Below are 25,298 nucleotides of genomic sequence, written 5' to 3'. Positions count from 1 at the left end.
AGTCACGAATCACTGCTTGCGGCTCTAATCCGCGTGCCAAAATGGGAAGGTCTTGGAACAAGCGATTAGAAAGACAAGTATGATTTTTAGAGCAGGTAAAATTCTGGCTACTTTATTGGTATCGGTGTTGTTATTCGTAACGGCTTGCGCTGGACCGTCCACAGCTCCCCCAACTTCGACTCAAGCCCCGCCCATTAGTTCTCAACAGCCGACCGACACCCAACCCATCAAGGCTCCTATAGGGGAACCTTTAGCGGGGGGGAAATTTAATAAATTCTTTCCAAACCCTAGCGGTGATTACAAGCGAGTATTTGCCCAGGAGAAAACAGGATTTGCCGAAGCAAAATTGAAAGCGGGGGGTAAAGATGTAGCAGTTCTCTCTATCAATGATTTGGCAAATAACCCCAGTGCCGCTAAGAAATTCCAGACCCCGACTAGAAAAATTGCAGGTTATCCAGCCGTTGATGTGGGGAAGACTCAAACGGCTATTTTAGTGGGCGATCGCTTTCAAGTCAAAGTCCAATCCCGTGATGATTCGTTTACCCCTAGCGATCGGGACGCTTGGCTGCAAAAGTTCAACCTCAGCCGTTTATCCCAACTCAAATAATAATTAGCCATTGGTTATTAGTAAACGACAACCAGAACTTGAGATGAGCAAATCAATTATTGAATTAGTCGATAACTTACCCACAGGCGGAATGACCGTTTCCGTGCTGCGATCGCTAGATTTTGTCGTGCCTGGTGAGTGGAAAAATGTGGTGGGGTTTAAAAATACAGTCTGTGAAGTGACTGGCGAAGATGACCCAGCTTTAATTCAAGCCATTAGCGAACGCGCTCTGTGGCTGTACAATGACAAGTCAGAGGGATACCAGCGAGCGAGCTGGTTATTTCAAACTGTTGATAGTGCTGATTTCGCACTCGGTACAGCGGCACTAGCCAACAAAATTGGCGAGAAAATTTCTTTTCTAGGTTTCTTAAATCGGCTTACTCCCAAAGCTGATACAGCTCAAACCATCGATTTGTGTCTGAAAGTTGTAGTCGAGTTGGTGGCATTCTGCCAAATTAACGGTATTCCTGGAGACAGCATCGGAGATTTTGTCAATGCTCTGTCCGACTACAGTGGTGAGTCTATCATGCGCATGGCAGCCCTCATTTGCCTGGATGGTTTGATTCCCCTTGGTCCTGATTTTATCCAATTAGCCCAATCAACCTTAGCTGGGCTGAGTCCCTCCCGGTTAGAACAAAATCCCACGTTCAAACAAATCAGCAGTCTAATTCCAGGCAACAGTTCTCAAGGTAAGCTCAACTTTATCGGTGAAAGTTTTGACTCTGTTAAAGGTTGGATGGGTGGGGTAGTTGCAGCCAAGGGTTTGACGCCGGAGAAAGTAGTCAGCCACTTGCAAGGATTCGTTGAAATTGCCGACGATAAGCTGGACTATTTGGCAGCATTCTTGGATACGACAACAAACTACTACGAACATACTGGAACTCAAACAGTGGCTCATCGCTTAATTGAACGCGCAGCGGCGGAAATTTAATAGAATAGGGTGGGCATTGCCTACCCTTCAAAACCCGACCTTCAGCGGTTTCGGCAGGGTTAATATTTGTCAAAAGCTGGGGCAGATTTTGAATAGTACCGACTACGCCACCTTTAGGACTAGGCTGTCCGAGAAAGGGTGCGATTTGCAGGATGACCAGAATAACGCTAATCCCAGACATGAAGCCGGAAATCACGGTGTAAGCGATCACCATAAATCTTAAATGAATATGATCATTTGTATTATCTTGAGTCTCTATGGAAAGCATAGAGAGGTCTCATTTTGTCTCTCTAACTATAGGATATTGCAGTTTTAAATTTACTTTGACGAAAAAATAAATGAATCATTTTTAATAAACAATCAGAGTTAATCTCTTCTATACAAAAAGGCAACTCATTTGATTAAAAATAAGTAAAAATACGGTTCGCATTTTCTTCATAAATTTTCTATGGTGGCAGTGGGCTGTTGTCAATGCATCTAGTAAAAATAGCTCACAATTGAGAGCTTGAATATCGAGTCATAAAAGTAGCTTGAGGAGAAAATTCATGAAAGCCATGATTCTGGCGGCTGGAAAGGGGACACGGGTTCGCCCCATTACCTATACGATTCCCAAACCCTTGATTCCCATCCTGCAAAAACCTGTAATGGAGTTTTTGCTCGAACTCTTGAAACAGCATGGCTTCGACCAAGTTGTTGTCAACGTTTCTCATCTGGCAAATGAGATTGAAAGTTATTTCCGCGACGGACAGGGCTTTGGCGTTGAAATTGCCTATTCCTTTGAAGGTCGCATTGTCGATGGTCAACTCGTGGGAGAAGCCTTGGGTTCTGCGGGTGGGATGCGGAAAATCCAAGACTTTTATCCTTTTTTCGACGATACCTTTGTTGTCCTGTGCGGCGATGCCTTGATTGATCTGGACTTGTCGGCAGCCGTGAAGTGGCATAAAGAGAAGGGCGCTATTGCTACCATTGTTACCAAACCCGTTCCGCAAGAGCGGGTTTCTAGCTACGGTGTTGTGGTTACGGATGAAACGGGGCGCATTACTGCCTTTCAGGAAAAACCGACCGTTGAGGAAGCCTTGAGCACCAATATCAACACGGGTATCTATATATTTGAGCCGGAAGTCTTAGACCATATTCCATCGGGTCAGGAATTTGACATCGGCGGCGAACTTTTTCCCAAGCTGGTAAATATGAATGCTCCGTTTTATGCGGTGCCAATGGATTTTGAATGGGTGGACATTGGCAAAGTGCCAGACTATTGGCACGCGGTGCGGAATGTTTTGACTGGAGAGATTAAGAATGTGCCGATTCCCGGCAAGGAAGTGGCTCCCGGCATCTACACGGGTTTGAATGTGGCGGTCAATTGGGACAAAGTGGATATCCAAGGTCCGGTTTACATTGGTGCTATGACTCATATCGAAGATGGCGCAAAGATTATCGGTCCGACCGTGATTGGAGCGAATTGCCGGATCTGTAAGGGGGCAATCGTTGATAATAGCGTTATCTTTGAATATTCCCGTTTGGGAGCCGGAGTAAGTGTGGTGGATAAGTTGGTCTTTGGACGCTACTGCGTTGACAAAACCGGTGCCACCATTGATGTTCAGGCAGCAGCACTCGATTGGCTGATTACCGATACTCGTCGGAGTCCGTCATCGGCTGAACTGGCAGACTCGACAACACGTGCAGAGATTGAAGAACTCTTCGGTATCGGCGCGAATTAGAGCTGTTGGGACATGGATTGCTAAGGACGTATTACAGTTGAGCCTGGTATCTGATTGACTGACAAAAGTCATTTGCCCTCACCCTAAATCCCTCTCCCGCTTTGGGAGAGGGACTTTGATCTGATTTTTGGGTAGAAAATCTGTTAATTCTCAAGAGATGATGTTATTCTAGTAATTGACTCGGATTCATGCGATTCCAACGCTCAAACCTTGCCAGAACCGGAAGGTAGCAGCAATACGAGATGCTTGGAATAGGCGTGAACTCCGGGTCTTTTAGTAGTACAGCTGGGATGGTCGTTGAAACTCTTCCCACCTAGACCCTTGCCTACGCTGCCCTTTCAGAATCATGACTGACGGCTGCCGAAAATTCCTGCTCAATCTCCTGAAAAAATAGAAGATTAATCGCTGTCGAAATTCCTGAAGTCAAGATTAGATAAGGGTTTTGAACTTTTGACTGATCCCTCTGAGCATTTCTAGCCAGCGTGTCTGTCCCTGTAACTTGCGCTGCAACCGTTGTTGGACTTTGAACCAGGATTTGTAGATGTATTCGACTAATGCGAGCCGCTACGCGCTAGCTGACGCTCGTTCCTCGCTACCGCTTCGCTAACGCTTCACGCACTCGTATAAAACCGCCCTGGTTGAGTGCTGAAGCGAGGGTCAGTTTTGAGTGGTTGACACAGTTGCTTGACGATACCTGCTTTGAGCTTTACCTCGTTTAGTATCATGAGAGGTTATGGATGAAAATTTCTACAGCATGAAAGTTAGGGAAGTGATTAAGCTAATAGAAGAGGATGGTTGGTATCTAGCAAGAACTAGGGGCAGTCATCGTCAGTTCAAGCATCCAACCAAGTCCGGTTTAGTCACAATTGCAGGTAAACCATCTGATGATGCGAGTACCTGGCACCTTAAACAGCATAATGACGCAAGCTCAACTCAAGGAACACAAGGACGCAGGAGAAGAAGAGTAATGCGCTATGCGATTGTGATTGAAAAGCTGGAGAGTAATTATTCAGCTTATGTTCCAGATTTACCTGGATGTGTGGCAACAGGTGCAACTCTTGAAGAGATGGAACAGCAGATAAAAGAAGCGATCGCTTTTCATTGGGATGGTTTGCGAGAAGAGGGTTTACCCATTCCCGAACCAACTACTCTATGTGAATATGTCGAAACTTGTTGAGAGAGCGATCGCTCTTTCCTAGTAGAGTTTGATTTGGAAAAGGCGATCGCATTCATCAACGCTTGCGAGAAAACCTCAGAAGCTTTAAGAGGTAGATGAGTCAGTCTGACAATTCATTTACTAGATTATGATGTTGTTGGCATTAATTCTGTACGAGTGAGCGAAATCGCCAGACGACTGCACTGAATTCTACTACAACCCTATTGGCTTCAGGATCAATGTCTCCATCAGTTATTGAAAACTTTGTAGTTGGTATTGTAACAAGTATTGTAACAGCCCTTGCTGTTTGGCTATGGGAAAAGCTACGCAAATCCAGAATCATAAATCGGAGGGCTGCCTTTTTTGGTCTTTTACCAAAAGAAAGATGCCTTGCAGTGATGAATCATAATCCTAAAATCCCGAATACAATGTCTCATTCAGACGTACAGACGTTGATTGAAGTTGTTAGGCTTGTAGATGAAATTGGCTCTAAATTAATTATTGCTCCCTTCGATGAAATACTGGAACCTGCTGGAGGCACGACAGAATTTTGTATAGGTGGTCCGGACTCCAATCAAAGAACCAGAGTACATTTAGAAAATTTTCTCAAGGGGATTCATCTGAAACCTTACGCGCCGGGTGACCCCGATAATATCGCGATTGTTACTAAAGACGAGAAATTTAGATATGAGAAAAACAAGAGCGAACACGCTGTTTTGGCAAGACTATATCCTAGTTCAACTTCTCATCCTGTGATTCTAATTTGTGGACAGACAGCAAGAAGTAATCAGGGAGCTATTCACTATTTAATCCAAAACTACGATAATTTATTGAGAAAGAAATTTGGAAATAAAAAACAGTTTTGCCTAATCATTACATTACAATCACCTTTAACATATGGATACAAATCTGCAAGACTAGAGAAAGATTTGGCAGACACAGCGTTTATTCCATTCTCCTAGTAAATTTTACAGCTATGAATGAATGCCTCGTATTTTTTGCGACCGCTTGGGGGTCGCGTCACGGAGGGATCAATTCTTTTAACTATGACCTCTGTGAAGCTTTGGCTAAACTTTTGGCTGAACCGGGTCATCCCAACTTAAAGGTCGTTTGCATTGTCAATGAAGGAAAATACGCTGAGGTCGAAGAGGCTAAGTCGCTTGGCGTAGAACTTATTGTTATTCCGCACCAAGCTGAGCCTACCCTCGACATAAATAGTGTTAGTAGCCAACTTAAAGGCTGCGAAATAAAGCCTGTATATGTGTTGGGGCATGACGTACATACTGGGCTGAGAGCCATTAAATTATCAGAGCATATTAACGTTCCAGTCGCCGTATTTCATCACATGGATTACAGGGCATACAAGCCCTTTCAAGGTAAAAACGATAAGAATCTGATTTCGCGTCAAGAGAATATCCTGAAGAAAGCTGATACTGTATTCGCTATTGGTCCGAAATTGGAAGAGTCGGCAATAGACAAGATTCGTGGAGGGGAAAAAGAAGTCCGTGTCATAAAAGTTCAACCAGGCTTAGCAGAGATAAAGCCAGTAGAAATGCCATCCCGCTTTTCAACGATAACTTTTGGACGGCTGGATAAAGAAAATGGCTTACTTAAACAGACCGATTTAGCTGTAGCTAGTTTTGGGGAAGCCGTACAAAATAAGGCAGACCCACTTGGACAAGATCCTGGACTCGTAGTGATTGGATTGTCTAATGAGGAGATAGACGAGGGGAATCAGTCACTCAAATTGTTAGGGGAAAATTATGCGAAAAGAGCCGTATCGATTTACGGTTGGACATATAACGAAAATCGAGAAGAACTGTTCAATGAGCTTAGAGGAAAGACTGTTTGCATGATGCTTTCTCTTCACGAGGGTTTTGGTCTTGTTGGTCTAGAGGCAATAAGTGCTGAAGTTCCGCTTATCATTTCAAAGAATACCGGTTTGTATAATGCTATAGACCAAACTCTTGAGGGAGAAGGAACTGGCTGTTTGTATCATGTTGATATCTCAGGTTCATTTGGTGAGAAACCCTTTCAAGATGCAGATATTCAAAAAGTTGTAGATTGCCTCTATAGAATAGCCAATGATAGAGAGAAAGCGAAGAGAAATGCTAAGAAACTCAAAGAAAAGCTGTCTAAACTTTGGACATGGGAAAACGCAGCTCGCCAAGTTCTTACAGAGCTTGAAGATATATTAAAATCCACACCTAGCTCTGACATAGCAGAGATATTTGAAATGGATTCAAGAACGATTCGAGAGAATCTCCAAGATATTAAACAACAAGGAAATCCTGATGCCTGCCGTCAGGCAATTTACGAGACTGATATTTGGTTGGAAAAGCATCCAGATGAACCATATATTCGTTCAAAATACCTTGCTCTGGTAAGAGAAAAAGGCTCACTAGAACAACAGCAGAGAGCAATTGCAAAAATGTCCCTTTGGCTACAAGAGAATCTAGAAAACTGTGATCCCTACGTTTTTACGGAGTATCTAAAGCTGATTAGAAGCTCAGGAATACCGAAAGAGCAATGTCATGAGGCAATTGTTCAGTCTTCTACTTGGCTATCAGAACATCCAGATGAATCATATGTTCTCAGGCAATACCTTGCATTAGTAAGGGAAAAAGGGAAGCCAGAACACTCTCAAGAGGTAATTTCTAAAATGGCTTTATGGTTGGAAGAGCCTGAAACTAATTGTGATTCCTACGTTTTTTGGGAATATCTCAAATTAATTAACCAAGAAGGAAGAGTACAACAGCAGCAAACAGCCATTAATCAGGCTGATATTTGGTTCCAAAAACATCCAGATGATTCATACGTTCGTACAGAATACCTGAAGCTAATGAGAAAACAAAGATAGTGAGCAACTTCAATAAGTGCTGGATGCGATCGCATCCATTCATCCTCCGAGATGCGATCGCGCCCGACAGGATAACCTCATCCAACAAGCTACAAAGAGTAAGCTAAAAGTTAAACAACTTGACTAAAGACAACCGGAATCAGTAAAAGAGTTATGACCCCGCTGAATATTTCGCTTCCTGAGAGCATTCAATCGTTTGTCGAGCAACAAGTCGCTAAGGGAGGTTATAGCAATGCGTCGGAATACATCCTGCACCTGATTCTCCAAGAACAAGCCGAAGCTGCACGAGTTGAGGCATTATTACTGGAAGGTTTGGATAGTGGCGAACCCATAGAAGTGACAGATGATTGGTGGGAGCAAAAACGCACTCAGTTAATGCAAGGACTTCAACAAACTCAGGAATGACCAAACGCATTGTCATCACGCCAAGGGCAAGCCAAGATATAGACGAACACTTTGCTTACATCGCCCAGAATAACTCGGATACAGCCTTGCGATTTTTTGATGCAGTACGTCAAACCTGTGCTAAATTAGCCCAAATGTCAGGGATGGGTCGCCCTTATCCAGTAACTAATCCCCGTTTAGAAGGTTTGCGGAAGTGGTCAGTTAAGGGATTTGAGAAGCACCTGATTTTTTATTTATCTTTTGATGATTACATTGAAATCGTGCGAATTCTCCACGCCGCACGGGATATTGAGGCGATTTTAGAACAACAGGAAGACGAATGAATACGACTAGTGGTGCGATCTGCGCTAGCCTTCGGCAACGCCAAGGGCGAACGCAGCAGCGCTTCGCTATCGCACCTAGGACGATGAGGAAAAGCGATCGCTCATTCATTGCCTGCCAACGTTAGAACAGCAACTTCAGTCAAGGCAAGTTTAGGGTGGTGGATGACGACCTAGCAATTCCTCTTCTGCCCTAATCGCCAACATTGTTGCTCGATTCAAATCAAGTGCTTGCACCGTTGCTCTACCTGTAGCTGTCAACCCGGCAACTTGCACACCGTTTCAATCAAAGTGTTCTTTCCATTATCTGCTCTTTGAATGACTAATCGACGCAGGGAAGCTGGAATCGTTGCCATCTATGCTTGCTTCATCACCCGTGTCGATCGCAAACGCAGTAGAGATAAAAATTCCACCAGTTCCACAAGTCCTTCTGCTTCCTGTCGTTCTGCCTGAGACAGTGTATAGCCCTCGTCCTGACGATCCAACAAAAATTGTAAGCGTGCGTGAACCGCTTGGGGAAGCTGGAATCGGGTTAGTTCGATAGGAATCTCTACGATTTCTGGCATAGAGCAGTTAGTTTAATTAGCAACGCGAGCTGTAGCCTCATTGTAGGCGAAAGTATCGGACGGAAAGGAGGGGGCGCAAGCGTTGCATACCGAAGAAAGCTTATCGCTCATTCATTCCCTCCCAACTTTCCCAGCATCGCTTGCCACACCTCAATCTGAGAAGTGTAATTGCTGTTCGGGCGATCGCCTTCCGCCTACTGATAATGATCCCGTTCCCAGTCAAAAATCAGTTCTGTTTGCACGTCATTATCCGAGGGACTTCTCTTCGCCTATTCACTTAGCGACACTTCACTCAAAAATCTTCAGATTTATCTACAATAAACCAATCTTCATCTAAGGCTTGTTCTAGAGAAATATGAGCATCTTCCGGCAGTGAAAACAGCTTAGAGACAGACTTAACCGCTACAGGATATGCTTTAGCATACATTGCTTCAAGTTCAGGTTTTAAACTGGGACTATCTTCTAAACGATGTTGAATCTGAGCGCGAAAGTTGACAATTTCCGCAGCCCAATGATTGCCTGAATGCTCTTTTTCGGCTTCCCAATAGGATAATTTCAGTAGATGTTCTAATAAACGGGTTAAAAGACTTAATACAGCCCGTCTATCACTTTTTCCCATACTTTCTAACTCTTCTATCAAATTATCCCAATCAACCTCATTAAAATTCCGTTCTCGTAATTGGTTGACCGTTTCTTCGAGCCATCGATGATAGTCGGTTTCATATCGCGTTTTGGACATGGTATTCTTCTCCTATCACTGTTTTAATCTCAAAGTTATAGATGTTGATTTGAGGGTTTGCTCGACTGGAAGTCGCCAGTTATTTATGCCGCCCTGCAATAGTACAAGACGGCATAAAGTGATATTTCCCTTCTTCTAGATAAAGGAGAACAAGGGAGAGCAATAGCGGCTTACTTATTTCTGTTACGCTGATGCGAGCGATTTTCTCGGAACTTCCAGAAAAGTTACTCTAGCCGGGAGTAACCTGAACAATCAGTGCCCGTTTATCCAAAGACTGGACTTTCCCAGCTTCACCTAGGTCATTGACAATGCGGTCTAATAGTTCTGCGGCGCGATCGCGATGTTGGTGTTCCCGACCCCGTAAACGAATCTGAAATTTAACTGAATCACCCTTACCCAACCACTCGACGGCTCTATCAATGCGTAAGCTGTAATCCGACTCACCAACGTTTGGACGGAGTTTAACTTCCTTCATCGTTGGTTTAGCGCTTTGGCGTTGACGTTTTTTCTGTTGGTATTGATGTTTACCATAGTCCAAAATCTTAGCCACTGGAGCATCCTTGCTTTCAGAGACTACGACAAGGTCAAGTCCCACACTCTCAGCTAGTTGCAACGCCTCGCGGGTATCCGTCAAACCGCGATTATTGTTCTCATGGTCAATTAAAAGAACCTGAGGAGACTTGATGTGATGGTTGATTAGTTGTTTCTTAGCGATAATCGTTTCCTCTTAAACTCGATAACTCAATAGATAACTTAGCCAACACTACTAGCGTAGCGCAGCCTTGACAAAGTAACACGTCACTAAGGGGTGAAAAGTGTTAGGGGCGATCGCAAATCGTAAAATTAGGGTTGCAAGCTCGTAGCCTAATACCGCAGCGCTGCTATTTCAGCCTCTACCTTGTAAACTACATCACGACTGACATCATTCAATTCCCCGGGTCATGAGAAACTAGAGTGGGGAATAGACACAACCATTTTGAGGGTTGGGAATTTAAAGAGGGGGTCGTGGCGTGGATAGAACCACGATGAACGCGCAAGAAACGCAGGCACAACAAAGCATCCACCCAAGAGACTTATCTTGGCTCTTCTGGCCCGCCATGCCACTTTACCCCTATGGTAGGCGGCAGACCATTCGCAAAGAAGTGGTTAAGGACAAAATTTGGACGTTCGACCAGTTGCAGGGTATTCTCTACGTCGTCGTGCCAATTCGCATGACTGTTGTGAAACTCGATACAGGCGGTTTGCTTATCTATGCACCCGTTGCGCCAACCCGAGAATGTATCCGACTGGTCAAAGAATTAGTAGCAGAGCATGGCGATGTTAAGTACATCATCTTACCCACCATCTCTGGCTTAGAGCATAAAGTCTTTGTCGGTCCCTTCGCCAGACGCTTTCCAAAGTCGCAAGTCTTTGTAGCTCCGAAGCAGTGGAGTTTTCCTGTAAACCTTCCCTTGAGTTGGCTTGGTTGTCCTGCCAAACGCACATCTGTTCTTCCAACCGATAGCAGCAAAGCCCCCTTTGCCGACCAATTTGACTACGGGATACTCGGTCCCCTCGAACTTGGACCGGGGCGGTTTGCAGAAGTAGCCTTTTTCGATAAGCGATCGCGTACTCTACTTGTCACTGATTTGGTGGTTTCCGTACCCGATGAACCGCCGGAGATTGTTCAACTTGACCCCTATCCCTTGCTGTTCCATGCCAAGGATAGTGCCTTTGATAGTGTAGAGGACAATCCAGAAAACCGCCGTAAGGGATGGCAGCGCATCTCGCTGTTTGCATTTTACTTCCAACCGAGTGCCCTAGAAACAATTGGATGGGGACAAGTATTCCGTAATGCCCTCAAAGCGCCTAATCGGTCAAGGAAAGGGTATTTCGGGTTGTTTCCCTTTCGATGGCAGGATAACTGGAAGCAGTCATTTAATACCTTGGGAGGGGGTGGACGGTTGTTTGTAGCACCGATTCTACAAACTCTCATTCTCAATCGAGCACCTCAGGCAACGATTGACTGGGCTGATAAAGTGGCGAGTTGGAATTTTGAGCGGATTGTTCCCTGCCACTTAGATTCGCCCATTGAGGCAAGTCCGCGCCAGTTTCGGCAGGCGTTTGCCTTCCTTGAGATTAAGTTCTCATCTCCGGAGGGCGTACTCGCCAATGGAAGTCAGCCCCTCCTGGAAAAAGACTTTGGATTCCTCAGAGAAATTGATGAACGTCTTACCAAGCGAGGTATCGTACCCCCACGGAAGGAAAAAATATAACTTATGCTCCAGGTGACAACGAAGCGCTTTTCCTTAGCTGAGTATCATCGTCTGATTGAATAACGCTACAGTCAACCCTATCAAGATACTCAAGGGAATTTTGACTATCGTATCAGACGGATTGCATTACGGAATGAAACGGTTAAACTTCCTGGTTTTTTAGACTTATTGCTTGAGCTCAATCGTGTATTTCCAGGTTTGTGAAGGGCTAGAAATACCTCAATCTAGGTATACAGAATCTAGTGATTTTGTCAATAGATGTAACTAGGAAAAACCCCAACTTCTAACCCAGAAATCGGGATAATTCCTTACGCAAGAAAGCGTTAACTTAGTCCAGATAACCCATAAGTGCGTCAGTATCTTCAGTAACATTCTTAGAAATGGGACGATTGTTGGGTAAAGGACTCAAGTTTAGGGTTGCGGTGGTTTGATCCATTGGCGGCAATAATTGTTGAGTCTCAGTATTGGTGTTTTTGGTCTTGGTTGTCGTTCTATCTGCCATGTTTTTTGACTCCTAAATAACGTTCAACGTAATAATCGCTAAACAAAGGTTACGATTATTTTAACAATTCTAAAGAAAATGAAGCAATTAACTGGGCAGGAGATGGTGAGGATAGAGGACAGGCAAGATGCCTGTCCTACGGGGAGTTGCCTTAATTCATAAATTCAAATCGGTTACGGCACCAACACTGCTAGAAGAGACTAATTTGGCATACTTCGCCAGTACTCCTGTTGTATAGCGGGATTTCGGGGATTGCCAATTAGCACTCCGCTGCGCCAGTTCTTCGTCGGATATGTTGATTTGCAACAATCGTGCTGGGGCATCAATGGTAATCGAGTCGCCCTCTTGCACTAACGCGATCGCACCGCCAACGGCAGCTTCTGGGGCAACGTGACCGACTACCATGCCATAAGTACCACCGGAGAAGCGACCATCGGTAATCAATCCAACTGAATCTCCCAAACCCGCGCCGATAAGAGCGGAGGTAGGTGCTAGCATTTCCCGCATTCCCGGACCCCCTTTGGGTCCCTCGTAACGGACAATAATTACGTCACCGGGATTAATCTTACCTGCCAAAATTGCATCCAGGCAGGCTTCTTCAGACTCAAACACCCGCGCCGGACCTGTAATTTGCGGATTTTTCACCCCAGTAATCTTCGCTACCGCACCTTCGGTTGCCAGATTGCCTCTCAAGATTGCCAGGTGTCCTTGTGCATACATCGGCTTATCCCAAGGACGAATAATATCTTGATCCGACGGGGGTTCATCGGAGACATCTGCCAAAACTTCGGCAATCGTTTGACCTGTAATCGTCAGGGCATCACCGTGCAGAAGGTTGTGGACTAGCAGCATTTTCATGACTTGGGGAATGCCGCCCACTCGGTGCAAGTCGGTTGCCACATATTTGCCACTGGGTTTGAGGTCGCACAAAACGGGGACTTTGGCGCGAATGGTTTCAAAGTCATCTAGGGATAATTCAACCCCAATGGCTTGGGCGATCGCTAATAAATGCAAGACAGCATTGGTGGAACCGCCGACTGCCATAATTACAGCAATTGCATTCTCAAAGGCTTTGCGGGTTAAAATCTGCTTGGGCAACCGTTGCTGGCGAATGGCATCAACTAACACGAAGCCGGATTTTTCGGCACTATCGGCTTTTTCGGCATCTTCAGCCGCCATAGTGGAAGAATAAGGCAGGCTCATGCCCATGGCTTCAAATGCGGAAGACATGGTGTTAGCGGTAAACATCCCACCGCAGGAACCCGCACCGGGGCAGGCTTTACGTTCCACTTCCAGCAGTTCGGATTCTGGCAGTTTGCCAGCGCTGTATTGTCCCACGGCTTCAAAGGCACTGACAACAGTTAAGTCACAGCCGTTGTGAGATCCGGGTTTGATGGTGCCACCGTAGACGAAAATGGCTGGGATATTCAGGCGTGCGATCGCAATCATTGCCCCAGGCATATTCTTATCGCAGCCGCCAATAGCTAGCACCCCATCCATACTTTGACCGTTGCAGACAGTTTCGATGGAGTCGGCAATCACTTCCCGCGACACCAGGGAATATTTCATCCCTTCGGTTCCCATGGAGATGCCGTCGCTAATCGTAATCGTGCCGAACATTTGAGCCATGGCACCTGCCTGTTTGAGTCCGGCTTCGGCGCGTTTGGCGAGGTCGTTTAACCCCATATTGCAGGGGGTGATAGTACTATATCCATTTGCCAAGCCGACTATTGGTTTGGTGAAATCTTCATCGGTGAAACCAACTGCCCGTAGCATGGCACGGTTAGGCGATCGCTGAACGCCCTGAGTTACGATTTTGCTTCTAACGTTGTCCGGCATTGCTCTATTCTTTCCTTAGCTATTCGCTATCAGCAGTCAGATGCACGGCAGTGGAGGAATTGCCTCAGACGCTCGAAGAGCTGACGGCTGACTGCAACATCATGATTGTCGCAGATTTTTTGGTGCAGCAACGGTTCGCTTTTCTTTTCTTTCGATTCTTTGCAACGGCGTGAGTGACCCCCAATGTTGGAATTAAGCTAGCTTTGGAGTAAATCGTGAAACCACAAGAGGCAAGGCGCAAAAACGGAAATTGCTAGACGTTTACTAGTGCAGCATGGCACAAATAACCGACCCGTTAGCTATCTACCCCGCTCCCCTGCTGATTGGATTTGGGTAAAGGAGTCGAGGGTTTTTCTATGTACAAATGAATTTAAAAGTAAAAGACGAGGCAATAGTCATGGATGCCGGTGAACTGCTGGAACGCTATGCGGCAGGTGAACGGGACTTTCGAGATGTGGATCTGCGGGGTGCGTCTTTAATTGGAGTTGACCTGAGTCAATCTAATCTGCGCGGAGCGAATCTGAGTGAAAGTAATCTCACGGGCGCATCTCTCAAACTCGTCAACCTGCGGGAAGCTAATCTTAGTAAAGCCACCCTGCGGGGTGCCGATTTGCAAGAAGTAAATCTTATTGCTTGTAACCTGATCCAAGCCAATTTCAGTGAAGCCAACTTGACAGATGCGAGTCTGCGAGCGTCCAATCTGACTGGTGCAAATTTAAGTGGAGCTAACTTTACTGAAGCAATTCTGAGCGAGTCCGTTCTCCGGGATGCCAATTTGAGTCGAGCCAAACTGCTTGGAACATCAATGAGCCGCACCAATCTTTCCAATGCTATTTTAATGGGAGCCAACTTGGATGAGGCTAACTTGACGAATGCAATTCTGATTGAAGCCAACCTCAAAGGGGCAAGTCTGTGTAAAGTCCTTTTAAATGGAGCGAACCTAACTGGGGCAAACTTGACTCAGGCAGACTTGAGTCGGGCAAAAGTAAGTGGCACGAATATGGCAAGTGCTATCCTCGTGGGAGCTAAATTGCGAGGTGCTAGCGTGAGTTGGACAACCTTACGAGGGGCGAATTTAACCAAGGCAAATTTATATCGAGCGAACCTTTGTTGGTCTAATTTGACTGAGGCAATTTTGGTGGAAGCGGTTTTGATTGATGCGAATTTGAATCAGGTTAATCTGCGGGGTGCGGACTTAAAGGGAGCTATCATGCCTGATGGTGCTAATCACGAATAATTGGACTTTATAGCAGTTCTCAGTTGCATGAAGTAGATTCAGAATAACCTAACCCCCAACCCTTCTCGCCAAAGGAGAAGGGAGCAGAGCCGTCCACCCCATCAGCAACCGTTAAACCACTGCAACGGCTCCCTTCAACTCAAAAATCTTCTTGATCGCATCCTCCACTACTTTATCCGGTGTCGAAGCTCCCGAAGTTACCCCAACAACAATCTCACCAGAGGGCAGCCAATTTTCGGTCACGACTAAATCATGGTGCAGTGGCTTGTGTTCTAGCTTATTCCCTGGCAGAATCCGCTCGGCAATGTCAATGTGATAGGATGGAATATTGCGCTCAATGGCGATTTGTTGCAATTGGGTGGTATTCGATGAGTTGAAGCCACCAATTACCAGCATCAAGTCTAGTTTTTCTGCGACTAGCCCCAACATGGCATCCTGCCGCTCTTGGGTAGCATCGCAGATGGTGTTGAAGCTTTGGAAATGGTCATTTAACTCAGCAGGACTGTACTTTTTCATCATAGTACGCTCAAACAGCTTGCCAATTTGCTCGGTTTCACTCTTGAGCATGGTGGTTTGATTGGCAATGCCGATACGTTCTAAATCCCGTTCTGGGTCAAAACCAGGGGAACAGGCACGGCTGAATTTTGCCATAAACTCCTCTTGATTACCACCATTGAGAATGTAATCGGCAACGTACTCAGCTTCTTTTAGATTCAACACTACCAGGTATTTGCCTGCAAAGGAACTGGTGGCAATCGTTTCTTCATGCTTGTACTTGCCGTGAATGATGGAGGTATATTGCTTTTTCTTGTGCTTTTCTACCGTGTTCCACACTTTGGAAACCCAAGGACAGGTAGTATCGACTATCTTGCACTGCTTGTCGTTCAACAGTTGCATTTCCTGAACGCTGGCACCAAAGGCGGGTAAAATCACCACATCACCCTGCTCGACGACAGAAAAGTCTTTATCGCCTTGCTCAACCGGTATAAATCCTACTTGCATCTGTTGCAAGCGTTGGTTGACTGAAGGGTTGTGAATGATTTCATTCGTCACCCAAATCTGCTCCGTGGGAAAATGCTGGCGGGTTTCATAAGCCATAGCGACGGCTCGCTCTACACCCCAGCAAAAGCCAAAGGCTTCTGCCAGATGGATTGTGACTTCTCCTCGTTCCAGCCGATAGTTGTTATTGCGAATTTCTTGAATTAGATTACTTTGATAGGCTGACTGCAACTGAGTCGCAACTTCGGCTTCGTGACCGAATCCCTTACGATGGTAGTTTTCTGAACTGTGGAGTGAGCGTTTGAAGGCTTTTGTATCCATGCCGTGTTTTAGGGAATAACTGTATACATTTCTTAATCCCTTTTAAGTTTATACAAACAGCAAGATTTACGCAGTCAGATTAAAAGTTTAACTACCTTGCCCCGCGATTCATGCTAAAGTAACCCTATTGGGTTGAGCGGTGGGGCTTCTCGTGAATTACGCTAATACGGTTTTCGGCGATAGCGCGAGAGCCTGCGAATCTGTTTGTGTCTGGCAATGGCTTTGCGTTTGCGTTTTTGAATAGGCGTTTCAAAGTGACGATTCTTCTTAATGTCGGGAAAAATTCCTGCCTTGGAAACAGCTTGCTTAAACCGACGGAGGGCTGACTCGATCCCTTCATGTTCACCGACAGTCACCTGTGCCATTCGATTTCCTCTAAGCTTTAGATTGATTACTGGGTGTTTGCGACCACCCAGTATAAAATCCTAATCAAGTAGAGGTAGCCCAAAAAGCCACCTCACTTGACTTGCTGCAAAGCCTAACCTTCAACCGTTCCGAGCAGTTATAAGAAACGTCGCAATCACTTGGCTTCTCCTATCTGCACGCTCAAAGCTTAGTAGCGTCGAGAAAATCCATCCCGGTTGCCGCTGCGCCGACCGCCACCGCCACTGTTACCTCGACTCTCGCGAGGCTTGGCTTTATTTACTTTCAAGTCCCGACCCATCCATTCAGCACCATCCAGAGCCTCTATTGCGGCAGTTTCTTCGGCTTCTGATTCCATTTCCACAAAGCCAAAGCCACGCATCCGACCCGTTTCCCGATCGGTAGGCAACTGAACCCGTTTCACCGTTCCATACTCAGCAAAAATGCTGGTAACGTCTTCCTCTGTAACTTGATACGAGAGGTTGCCGATGTAAATTGACATAAAAGAAACTGTCTCCAGAATCAAAGGGTGTAGAGACTTATGATTCGGAGAAATGCCTGTCCGTAAATCCAAAACAAACTATGCAGCCGAATATAATCCCTACATACTATTATAACACTCTTTAGCAATACTCCTAGCAGTTTTTTTCTGGAGACTGGGGGGATTGAGCTTTTCTTCTCTGTTGGAGGCTGTATTCCCCATTATTTCGTTAGCTGGTTTTCTCTGGCAACCTTCGACAGGCATCTTAATTCCTGTCTTACTCGCAATCTTTAAATTTAGCTTTTGCAAAAAATGAATAATTTTTATTCATAACTTACATGGGAATAATACATTTTGCATCAAAAATTACAAAAAAACTGGATAAGCAACGTAGGGTTAACGTGAGGTTAATTGAAGGAAAACCGTTGAGATAGAAAACAGTCACGGACTTTGCCTTCGGATGTGACCTTAGCAAAACCTTGATGAGGTGTGAGGAAAAGCGTTGAAGAGAGTAAAGTTTTCCTGGATGGCGCTGCTCAATTTTCCAGTAATTTTAGGAGCCGCATTCTGGCTGGCTTCCTCTGCTGTTGCCACAGAAAATACATTATCGGAAGATGTCGTTTCCCCTGTCGGTGTCACTGACGTGACGGTGACAGCAGAACAACCCAGCCCAGCAGCCATACCCGACATTGAAGTTGCTGAAACTCCAATTGCTCCAGAATTGCCTGGGGTTGATGCCACTCTGCCAGAAGTGCCACTGGAACTGAGTACCCTAGAAAGCGACTCAATGGAGCAAGTCACCAACGTCTCCCAACTTCGAGATGTTTCTCCCGGAGACTGGGCTTACGAAGCGTTGCGATCGCTGGTTGAACGTTATGGCTGTATTGCTGGTTATCCCGATGGCACCTTCCGGGGCAATCGCGCCATGACTCGCTACGAATTTGCAGCGGGTTTGAACGCTTGTTTGCAGCAGATTGAACGTCTCATTGTTACCGGTGCTGACGGGGGTGCAAATTTGACAACCCTGCGGCGGCTAATTCAGGAGTTTGAAGCCGAACTCGCCACCTTAGGGGCACAGGTTGATAACTTAGAAGGGCGAGTAGCATTTTTAGAAGACCATCAGTTTTCAACAACGACTAAACTGGCAGGAGAAGTCATCTTCGGTCTTGCTGATGCCTTCGGCGACGAGGTAAATGATGATGTCAATACCGTCTTTCACGATCGAGTGCGCCTCAACTTCCTTACCAGCTTCACAGGCAAAGACTTATTGCAAACTCGCCTACAAGCGGGTAATGCAACCCCACTGCTGGCAAGATCGGGCGTAACATTTCAAGATGGCTCAGGTTTCACTCAAGAAGGGCGCTTCACCTACGATGGGGGCGCTAATAACGACGTTTCCATCGACATCCTGCGCTATCGCTTCCCCGTAGGTGACAACATGACGGTGCAGATTTTGGCAAATAATGCCCTGCACCACTACTATGCCGATACCGTTAACCCCTTTTTAGAAGGCTTTGCGGGAGGCTCTAATGCTATTTCCCGTTTTGCCGAACGTAACCCAATTTATCGGATTGGTCCGTTTGGTGCAGGTGCCGCGATCGCGATTCAACCGAGCAATAATCTGAGAGTAGACCTAGGTTATATCTCCAATACAGCCAGCAACCCTGGAGAAGATAATGGTTTGTTCAACGGCAACTATTCAGGAATTGCACAGGTTGTTTATGGGAGTCGGTTTAAGATTGGATTGACATACATTCACGCCTATGATGATGGCGGGGATAGCGCAAGGCGCTTTCTGCTAGGAGGGACTGGCACAGCGTATGCCAACCTCAACCCCGCTCAACTGGCACAAGTTACCAACCTGTCAGCCGCTGCTTTAAGTACTCCCGTAGTCAGCAATTCCTACGGGCTAGAAGCCTCATTGAAATTTAGTCCTAACTTTCTCGTCAATGGCTGGGTGGGTAAAACCGATGCCCGTTTAATTGGTTTGGGCGATGCTGACATTTGGAATTTTGCCCTAGGTCTAGTCTTCCCAGATCTGGGTAAACCCGGTAATATCGCTGCTATTGTTGCGGGTGCAGAACCAACTCTCAGAGGACTTGATGTTCCAGGAGGTACACAAAACTTTGATCGAGATTTTGCCTATCACGTTGAAGGGTTCTACAAATATCAGGTCACTGATAATATCTCCATTACTCCAGGTGTCATCTGGCTAACCTCTCCCAACCAAAATTCAGACAACGACGACGTATTTATCGGTACACTCAGAACTACGTTTACCTTCTAATTCTGGGGAATTGGGGACTGGGGATTTGGGAATTTGGGATTAGCAAAATTATCCCCCATCTTCCCCATCTCCCTCAACCTATTTACTGGGTTGAGTCTGAGCTGCTCGACCTGCATTCGGATCGAATGCCGGAAACGGTGCCGAACCGCCTTGATAAACGGGCAAGATTCCGTCCCACTTTTCAATCATTTGTTCGAGACTACACTCCTGATAGTTCCCTGAAACTTAGCCATAGAAAGGCTTTGGGTTTACAATAGAAGTCTTATAGAAAGCTGACTAGGCAAGAAGTTGGAGAGTTCTGTCAGTCAATCAGACACGATGGCATAGCGATTGACGAAACCCAGCATTAACGATGCTTTCTAAGCTAGATAGGATAAAAAAAGACTGACACCCTATGGGTTAAACCATCAGGTGTGTATCCCCATCTACACAGGATGAGTAGAGAGCATGAACCCCTGGAAGTTTACCGCAGCTTTTGAGGAGCTGACACCAAGACGCAGGCAAGTCCTGAAACTGCTGTTAGCTGGCGCTTCCGATCGCGATATCGCTCAATCCTTGCATATCGAAGCATCAACGGTTCGAAAGCACGTTGAGAATATTTGTTTGGCATTTGGCTTAAAAAATGACTTTCCTGACGAACGTCGCTCCAAACGAGGTGAGTTAATTGCTCTGTTCGCCAAACACCAGCCGGAATGGGTAAATATTAACGCTTCGCCAGCATTTTCTCAGTCAGGGATGGTGTCTGAGACGATTAGTGAGAGGGATTTATCGATCAAACTGCTGATGAACACTGACTCGGATGATACGGAGAAACGAATCTCAGATATTCAACCAACAGATTTGCCAATTTCTCCTCTCTATAACCGCGATGTCTTTATCCTGATCGATCAGAGTGGTTCAATGGTAAGAAAGGACTCAGACACGCGCAATCAAACCCGTTACGAGTACTTGGCAGAAGTGGTTGAAGGACATATCGCCGCAATTTTATCAGCGGGTTCTGAAGCTAAAAACCAATCGGGTGCAAAGATTTGCGATCGCGTTTTCGTTTACTTTTTCAGCCGCGCAAGAACTGCTCCCCATCCGATTGTCATTCAAGATGCGTCCCACGTCTGGAAGCTGTTTGTCGAAAATCAACCTAAAACCAAAACCTTTGTTTGCTCTACCCTACACCACTGCATCAATACTTGGCTAACAGCAGGAAAACCTAAAGGGCAGGGAGCATTTTTTATCATCTATACCGATGGTCAGTTTGATGATGAAGAAGAGTTTATCAACTGCATTGCTTCAGTTTGTACCAAAATTAACGACCCCAAAAATGTTAAGTTCTTTGTACTGGGATTAGGCAAAGACATTGATATCGAGCATTTCTTAGCTTTGGATTTTAATGTCAATCAAATCATGCCATTTAATATTTTTGTATTTGATTTGGTCAATGAAGTTGATGACATCATTGAGCTTTTGTCGCGGCAGCTAACAGAGGAGCCACACTTGGCGTTTCCCGATTGGGTTAGAGTGCGCCATCCTGAGTTGGTGGAGAAGGTACTCAACGCTAATGAAACGCTGTAAAGACGTTTTAGGCAACATCTCTGCATTAACCCACTCGACGCCCCAGAATCACCAAATCTCGATCAACGCCGTCAAGATCCGCCACTCTAGGCAAGTAACCCCAGCGTTGGAAGCCGTTTTTTTGAAATAATTGTAAGCTGGGCTGGTTGTGGGCAAAGATAAAGCCGATCAAGGTTTTTAATCCTACCGTTGGGCTTTGGCATATGGCTCGTTCGAGAAGTTGCTGCCCTATGCCTTGGCGATGATAGTTTGGAGCTATGTAGATACTCAGCTCTGCGGTTGCATGATAGGCTGGGCGTCCGTAAAACGACTGAAAACTGAGCCAACCTGCGATCGCACAAGTAGAGCTATGCTTTATCTCTACATCCATTACCCACAGGGGGCGGCTAGTGGGTATATGCTCGTGATACCATCTCAAACGGCTCTCAACAGAAATAGGCTTAATATCAGCAGTTGCTATTCGGCTGGGAACGGCAGCATTGTAAATTTCGACAATCGTTGGTAGATCGGCTTCAGTAGCATCACGTATATACATCGAAGCAGTTAAAGGCTACATACAATATAAAATACAGTCGTTTTCACGGTTCAGCTCAACCCTACAACCTTCCTCAGTGGCAATAGCAATTTTTCTGGTGACGATCGCTCTAGTTATTTGGCAGCCGCGAGGACTAGGTATCGGCTGTAGTGCCTTGATAGGAGCGCTACTTACCGTTGTTAGCGGTAGAGTATCCTTATTAGATATCCTCACGATTGGCAGTGCCGTTTGGAATACTACCCTTACCCTAATTGCTCTGATTCTAATTAGCCTGCTTTTGGATGAAGCTGGGTTTTGGCGGTGGTTGGCGCTGCAAGTGGTGGGCTGGGGAATGGGTCGGGGGCGGTTGCTTTTTGCGTTAGTGGTATTGCTGGCAGTCTTGGCGACATGGGTGCTGACGAATGTCGGCACGGCATTAATTTGGACACCTGCGGTGATAGAAATGCTGCTGGTACTTCGTTTTAGTGCTAGGGCTTCTGTCGCTTTCGTCTTTGCAATTGGTTTTATCGCTGATGCTGCTAGCATGGTCTTACCCACAAGTAGTCCTGTGAATATCATTGCCACTGACTATTTTGATATCGCTGGTTTGCGTTATCTTATGGTAATGGTGCCAGTCACGTTTGTGGCGATCGCTTCTAGTTTTGGTGTCCTCTGGTTCTACTTCGACCGTTACATTCCACCGACTTACGAGCTGCAACGCCTACCGCCACCGCGTAGTGCTATTCGCGACCCCCTACTTTGCCAGTGGGGTTTTGCCATCTTCGGGTTGCTCTTCGTTGGTTATGGGTTTGCTCAAGTGCTGTCTGTCCCCGTTAGTGCGATCGCCCTAATTGCTGCTTTGTGTCTGCTGGCACTAGCAGGACGATGGTTTGATGCAAAGACCACTCCGGTGATTTCTTTGGGTAAGGTGTGGCATCGAGTCCCTTGGCAAGCGATCGGGTTTAGTTTAGGAATGTATTTTGTGGTCGTGGGGTTAGGCAACGCTGGTTTAACCTTACTGCTCAAGCAGGGATTGGAGGAGCTCTCACACTGGGGACTGACGCTTACCGCTACGGGGACTGGTGTTCTTGCCCTGTCCCTATCGGGTGCAATGAATAACTTACCAGGGGTTTTGCTTAATGCCCTGGCTCTCCAAGATGCAATCATAACTGAACCAATAAGTCAAGAGGCAATGGTTTACGCCACTATCATTGGTTGCAATATGGGAGCAAAACTGATGCCTCTAGGCAGTCTCTCCACCTTACTCTGGTTGAATGCTTTGGCGGGTAAAGGATTGCCGATTCGCTGGAGTCACTATGTTCGCTTGAGTTCGATCCTGACTCTACCCGTTCTATTTTTAAGTTTATTAAGTTTGGCAGTTTGGCTCCCCTGGCTAATTGCCTGAGGGATTGATAACTCTAGTGGTTCTCACCGAAGTATTTATGTCAAGAAAGCAACATATAGACACAGGGTATAGACTGAAACTAGCTTTAAATATCGAAAGGCTTTATTATATTTTAGGGTGTGTCTGCTTGCCTAATACCAACAGCTTTTGCCGATATAGAGCTGAATATAGCGAAGCTGTTTTTAGGGCTTTTTTCAATTCAGATGCTGACTCAGCAAACTCAGGCTCAGTCTAGTGCTGAAACATTCTAGCATTCTAATTGCTCTTGGTATGAGGAAGTGAATCTAACCAATCAGGTAAGTAATCGAATGGCAACCCAAGTGTCAGAAAGCCAAAACTCCCATTGCAAAAGAGAGAAAAGTACTCGTCACCCTTCAGTTTGTAGCAATCATGACAAATTTTTTACGCTCACGCTGGATATGTTTTTTGTTGCCAGTGCCGACGGCTATTGGACACAAATAAACCCGATGTGCGAGAAAATTCTCGGATTTACCACTGAGGAATTCTTAGCACAACCGTGGATTGAATGGGTGCATCCAGACGATCGGCAATTGACCCTCAAGCAGTGGCAACAGCTATCTGCCTGTACGGATACGATATCTTTTGAAAATCGCTACCGCTGCAAAGATGGTTCCTATAAATGGTTGGTGTGGAATGCAACCCTATGCCCCAAACAGCAGTTGGTTTATGCGTTGGCTCGTGATAATACTGAATGCAAGCAGGCAGAAGCCGCCCATCAAGAAAGCGAAGAACGTTTCCGCTTGTTGGTAGAAGGGGTCAAGGACTACGCCATTATAATGCTCGATCCCCTCGGTTATGTTGTTAGCTGGAGTACGGGAGCTGAACGAATTCAACAGTATCGGGCTACTGAAATTATCGGTCAGCACCTTTCGTGTTTTTATACTCCTGAAGATGTTAAACTCAGCAAACCCGAGGAAGGATTACAAATTGCTGCACGTCAGGAACGTTTTGAAGAAGAAGGTTGGCGAGTGCGTAAAGATGGCTCCCAATTCTTTGCCAATGTTGTGACGACTGCCTTGCAAACAGAAGATGGGCAGCTACGGGGTTTTGCTAGGGTAACGCGGGATATCACAGAACGCCAGTTCGCTCGGGAAGCGTTGCAAAAATCGAATGGCGAGTTGGAAAGACGAGTCGCAGAACGAACGGCTGAACTGACAAAAATTAATGAGCGACTTAAACAGGAGATTGCCCAGCACAAGCGAACGGAGGTGGCATTAGAGGCAGAAACACAGCACGTTACCACTTTATTGCGAAAACTTCAGCAAACCCAAACCAAGCTCATTCATACCGAAAAAATGTCGAGTTTGGGGCAACTTGTGGCAGGTGTTGCTCATGAAATCAATAACCCCGTCAGCTTTATTTACGGCAACATTGATTATGCCATTTGCTACCTTCAAGATTTGGTCAACCTCGTGAAACTCTATGGCACGCACTATCCTCAGCCTGCTGCCGAAATTCAAGCTCAAATCGCAGCCATTGACCTCGATTTTCTCATGACGGACATCCCTAAACTTCTAACCTCAATGAAGGTGGGAGCAAGTCGTATTCGCCAGGTTGTTTTATCCTTACAGAAGTTTTTAAAAACTGAGCAAGCGGAAATGAAGCCCGCCGATCTTCATGAAGGCATTGATAGCACTCTCTTGATTTTACAGCACCGCCTGCAAGCAACGGTTGAACATCCTGAAATTACGTTGAGCAAAGAGTACGGAAATCTCCCTCTCGTCAATTGTTACGCCGGACAGATAAACCAAGTCTTTATGAATCTCATTTCAAATGCCATTGATGTTTTGCAAGCATCAGCTTCAAAGCGGAGGACGTCCTTCCACCTAAAAATTAGCACTGAAGTTCAGGAACTGGCTACGGAATCCGCTAAAGTTAATCGTTCTCAGAAAATCCCCCACGTTGTGATTCGGATTGCTGATAATGGCCCGGGGATGAGTCAGGAGGTTTGTCGTCGGCTGTTTGAACCCTTTTTTACAACAAAACTTGTGGGCAAAGGGACGGGTTTAGGTTTGTCAATTAGTTATCAAATCATTGTAGAAAACCATAACGGTCAACTGACCTATCAGTCCGAACCGGGTAAGGGTTCTGAATTCTCAATTGCCCTACCGATCCGGCAACTAAGAACTCGATCCTACAATCTACCGATGGCGGTGAAAAGTGAACCGTATCCATCCCTAGTGGTTAACTCCTGACTAATGCG

The 25,298-nt window shown here is 45.8% G+C and carries 25 protein-coding genes, 1 other RNA gene and 2 pseudogenes; 17 read left to right on the top strand and 11 right to left on the bottom strand.

Annotated elements, in window-relative coordinates; genetic code table 11:
• Positions 1-79: 79 nt before the first annotated feature.
• Together IQ257_RS06240 and IQ257_RS06235 are read left to right on the top strand one after the other, a co-directional pair.
• Complete coding sequence (locus IQ257_RS06240) at positions 80-607, top strand: hypothetical protein (RefSeq protein ID WP_193873850.1); 528 nt, start codon at positions 80-82, stop codon at positions 605-607.
• Positions 608-650: 43 nt separating this feature from the next.
• A complete protein-coding gene (locus IQ257_RS06235) occupies positions 651-1,538 on the top strand; it encodes a hypothetical protein (RefSeq protein WP_193873851.1) in 888 nt (295 codons plus the stop codon).
• A gap of 37 nt (positions 1,539-1,575) precedes the next feature.
• Here the strand turns inward: IQ257_RS06235 and IQ257_RS31390 are convergent.
• Positions 1,576-1,749, bottom strand: a pseudogene (locus IQ257_RS31390) (SulP family inorganic anion transporter); the annotation flags it as partial.
• A 334-nt stretch (positions 1,750-2,083) separates the two neighbouring features.
• Between IQ257_RS31390 and IQ257_RS06225 the strand changes: the two are divergent.
• The 9 genes and pseudogenes from IQ257_RS06225 (at position 2,084) to IQ257_RS30665 (ending at position 8,128) form a co-directional block, all read left to right on the top strand.
• Positions 2,084-3,259, top strand: a complete 1,176-nt coding sequence (locus IQ257_RS06225; protein WP_228060465.1) for a sugar phosphate nucleotidyltransferase — start codon at positions 2,084-2,086, stop codon at positions 3,257-3,259.
• Positions 3,260-3,436: 177 nt separating this feature from the next.
• Positions 3,437-3,533, top strand: an RNA gene (ffs, locus tag IQ257_RS06220) — signal recognition particle sRNA small type.
• A gap of 459 nt (positions 3,534-3,992) precedes the next feature.
• A pseudogene (locus IQ257_RS31385) lies at positions 3,993-4,112 on the top strand (type II toxin-antitoxin system HicA family toxin); the annotation flags it as partial.
• Between the two features lie 114 nt (positions 4,113-4,226).
• Entirely contained in the window at positions 4,227-4,436 is a 210-nt protein-coding gene (locus tag IQ257_RS31380) for a type II toxin-antitoxin system HicB family antitoxin (RefSeq protein ID WP_228060469.1), read from the top strand.
• 218 nt (positions 4,437-4,654) lie between these two features.
• The gene (locus tag IQ257_RS06210) at positions 4,655-5,377 is read left to right on the top strand and encodes a hypothetical protein (protein WP_193873852.1); all 723 of its coding nucleotides are present in this window, start codon (positions 4,655-4,657) and stop codon (positions 5,375-5,377) included.
• 14 nt (positions 5,378-5,391) lie between these two features.
• Positions 5,392-7,275 carry a glycosyltransferase family 4 protein gene (locus tag IQ257_RS06205; RefSeq protein WP_193873853.1) on the top strand — a complete coding sequence of 628 codons (1,884 nt, stop codon included), beginning with the start codon at positions 5,392-5,394 and terminating at the stop codon, positions 7,273-7,275.
• Between the two features lie 153 nt (positions 7,276-7,428).
• Positions 7,429-7,680, top strand: coding sequence for a ribbon-helix-helix domain-containing protein (locus IQ257_RS06200; protein WP_193873854.1), 252 nt, complete (start codon positions 7,429-7,431; stop codon positions 7,678-7,680).
• Positions 7,677-8,003 carry a type II toxin-antitoxin system RelE/ParE family toxin gene (locus IQ257_RS06195; RefSeq protein WP_193873855.1) on the top strand — a complete coding sequence of 109 codons (327 nt, stop codon included), beginning with the start codon at positions 7,677-7,679 and terminating at the stop codon, positions 8,001-8,003. Before IQ257_RS06200 ends, IQ257_RS06195 begins: the two co-directional genes overlap by 4 nt.
• The gene (locus IQ257_RS30665; RefSeq protein WP_265584468.1) at positions 8,000-8,128 is read left to right on the top strand and encodes a hypothetical protein; all 129 of its coding nucleotides are present in this window, start codon (positions 8,000-8,002) and stop codon (positions 8,126-8,128) included. Before IQ257_RS06195 ends, IQ257_RS30665 begins: the two co-directional genes overlap by 4 nt.
• A gap of 25 nt (positions 8,129-8,153) precedes the next feature.
• Here the strand turns inward: IQ257_RS30665 and IQ257_RS30660 are convergent, their stop codons facing one another.
• The 4 genes from IQ257_RS30660 to infC all read right to left on the bottom strand — a co-directional run bounded on the left by IQ257_RS30660 (position 8,154) and on the right by infC (position 10,002).
• Complete coding sequence (locus IQ257_RS30660; protein WP_265584469.1) at positions 8,154-8,276, bottom strand: hypothetical protein; 123 nt, start codon at positions 8,274-8,276, stop codon at positions 8,154-8,156.
• 80 nt (positions 8,277-8,356) lie between these two features.
• Positions 8,357-8,566 (bottom strand): hypothetical protein, encoded by a 210-nt coding sequence (locus IQ257_RS06190; RefSeq protein WP_193873856.1) that lies wholly within the window; start codon positions 8,564-8,566, stop codon positions 8,357-8,359.
• Positions 8,567-8,858: 292 nt separating this feature from the next.
• Entirely contained in the window at positions 8,859-9,305 is a 447-nt protein-coding gene (locus tag IQ257_RS06185; RefSeq protein WP_193873857.1) for a DUF29 domain-containing protein, read from the bottom strand.
• Between the two features lie 229 nt (positions 9,306-9,534).
• Positions 9,535-10,002, bottom strand: coding sequence for a translation initiation factor IF-3 (gene infC, locus IQ257_RS06180; RefSeq protein ID WP_322744213.1), 468 nt, complete (start codon positions 10,000-10,002; stop codon positions 9,535-9,537).
• A gap of 328 nt (positions 10,003-10,330) precedes the next feature.
• Between infC and IQ257_RS06175 the strand changes: the two genes are divergently transcribed.
• A complete protein-coding gene (locus IQ257_RS06175) occupies positions 10,331-11,560 on the top strand; it encodes a DUF4336 domain-containing protein (RefSeq protein ID WP_193873858.1) in 1,230 nt (409 codons plus the stop codon).
• Between the two features lie 328 nt (positions 11,561-11,888).
• On the opposite strand, the gene IQ257_RS06170 is transcribed toward IQ257_RS06175, so the two are convergent.
• Both IQ257_RS06170 and ilvD read right to left on the bottom strand, forming a co-directional pair.
• Positions 11,889-12,062 carry a hypothetical protein gene (locus tag IQ257_RS06170; protein ID WP_193873859.1) on the bottom strand — a complete coding sequence of 58 codons (174 nt, stop codon included), beginning with the start codon at positions 12,060-12,062 and terminating at the stop codon, positions 11,889-11,891.
• Positions 12,063-12,218: 156 nt separating this feature from the next.
• Positions 12,219-13,901, bottom strand: coding sequence for a dihydroxy-acid dehydratase (ilvD, locus tag IQ257_RS06165; protein WP_193873860.1), 1,683 nt, complete (start codon positions 13,899-13,901; stop codon positions 12,219-12,221).
• A 364-nt stretch (positions 13,902-14,265) separates the two neighbouring features.
• Here ilvD and IQ257_RS06160 point away from each other — a divergent pair, with 364 nt between their 5' ends.
• On the top strand, positions 14,266-15,138 hold the full coding sequence (locus tag IQ257_RS06160; RefSeq protein ID WP_228060464.1) for a pentapeptide repeat-containing protein: 873 nt from the start codon (positions 14,266-14,268) through the stop codon (positions 15,136-15,138).
• A gap of 111 nt (positions 15,139-15,249) precedes the next feature.
• On the opposite strand, the gene IQ257_RS06155 is transcribed toward IQ257_RS06160, so the two are convergent.
• The 3 genes from IQ257_RS06155 to IQ257_RS06145 form a co-directional block, all read right to left on the bottom strand.
• A complete protein-coding gene (locus IQ257_RS06155) occupies positions 15,250-16,458 on the bottom strand; it encodes a 4-hydroxy-3-methylbut-2-enyl diphosphate reductase (protein WP_193873861.1) in 1,209 nt (402 codons plus the stop codon).
• 161 nt (positions 16,459-16,619) lie between these two features.
• Entirely contained in the window at positions 16,620-16,823 is a 204-nt protein-coding gene (gene rpsU, locus IQ257_RS06150) for a 30S ribosomal protein S21 (RefSeq protein WP_193873862.1), read from the bottom strand.
• 188 nt (positions 16,824-17,011) lie between these two features.
• Positions 17,012-17,323 carry an RNA recognition motif domain-containing protein gene (locus IQ257_RS06145; protein WP_193873863.1) on the bottom strand — a complete coding sequence of 104 codons (312 nt, stop codon included), beginning with the start codon at positions 17,321-17,323 and terminating at the stop codon, positions 17,012-17,014.
• A gap of 505 nt (positions 17,324-17,828) precedes the next feature.
• On the opposite strand from IQ257_RS06145, the gene IQ257_RS06140 reads away from it, so the two are divergent.
• Both IQ257_RS06140 and IQ257_RS06130 read left to right on the top strand, forming a co-directional pair.
• Complete coding sequence (locus IQ257_RS06140) at positions 17,829-19,589, top strand: iron uptake porin (protein WP_193873869.1); 1,761 nt, start codon at positions 17,829-17,831, stop codon at positions 19,587-19,589.
• Between the two features lie 447 nt (positions 19,590-20,036).
• Complete coding sequence (locus IQ257_RS06130) at positions 20,037-21,155, top strand: LuxR C-terminal-related transcriptional regulator (RefSeq protein ID WP_193873864.1); 1,119 nt, start codon at positions 20,037-20,039, stop codon at positions 21,153-21,155.
• A 25-nt stretch (positions 21,156-21,180) separates the two neighbouring features.
• On the opposite strand, the gene IQ257_RS06125 is transcribed toward IQ257_RS06130, so the two are convergent.
• Complete coding sequence (locus tag IQ257_RS06125) at positions 21,181-21,690, bottom strand: GNAT family N-acetyltransferase (RefSeq protein WP_193873865.1); 510 nt, start codon at positions 21,688-21,690, stop codon at positions 21,181-21,183.
• 76 nt (positions 21,691-21,766) lie between these two features.
• Here IQ257_RS06125 and IQ257_RS06120 point away from each other — a divergent pair, with 76 nt between their 5' ends.
• Complete coding sequence (locus IQ257_RS06120; RefSeq protein WP_193932968.1) at positions 21,767-23,074, top strand: ArsB/NhaD family transporter; 1,308 nt, start codon at positions 21,767-21,769, stop codon at positions 23,072-23,074.
• Positions 23,075-23,382: 308 nt separating this feature from the next.
• Positions 23,383-25,290, top strand: a complete 1,908-nt coding sequence (locus IQ257_RS06115) for a PAS domain-containing sensor histidine kinase (RefSeq protein WP_193876711.1) — start codon at positions 23,383-23,385, stop codon at positions 25,288-25,290.
• The last annotated feature ends 8 nt before the right edge of the window (positions 25,291-25,298 follow it).

The organism is Coleofasciculus sp. LEGE 07092 (assembly GCF_015207375.1).
In the GTDB taxonomy this organism is placed as follows: domain Bacteria; phylum Cyanobacteriota; class Cyanobacteriia; order Cyanobacteriales; family Coleofasciculaceae; genus LEGE-07092.
This window is presented reverse-complemented; position numbering and strand designations above follow the sequence as displayed.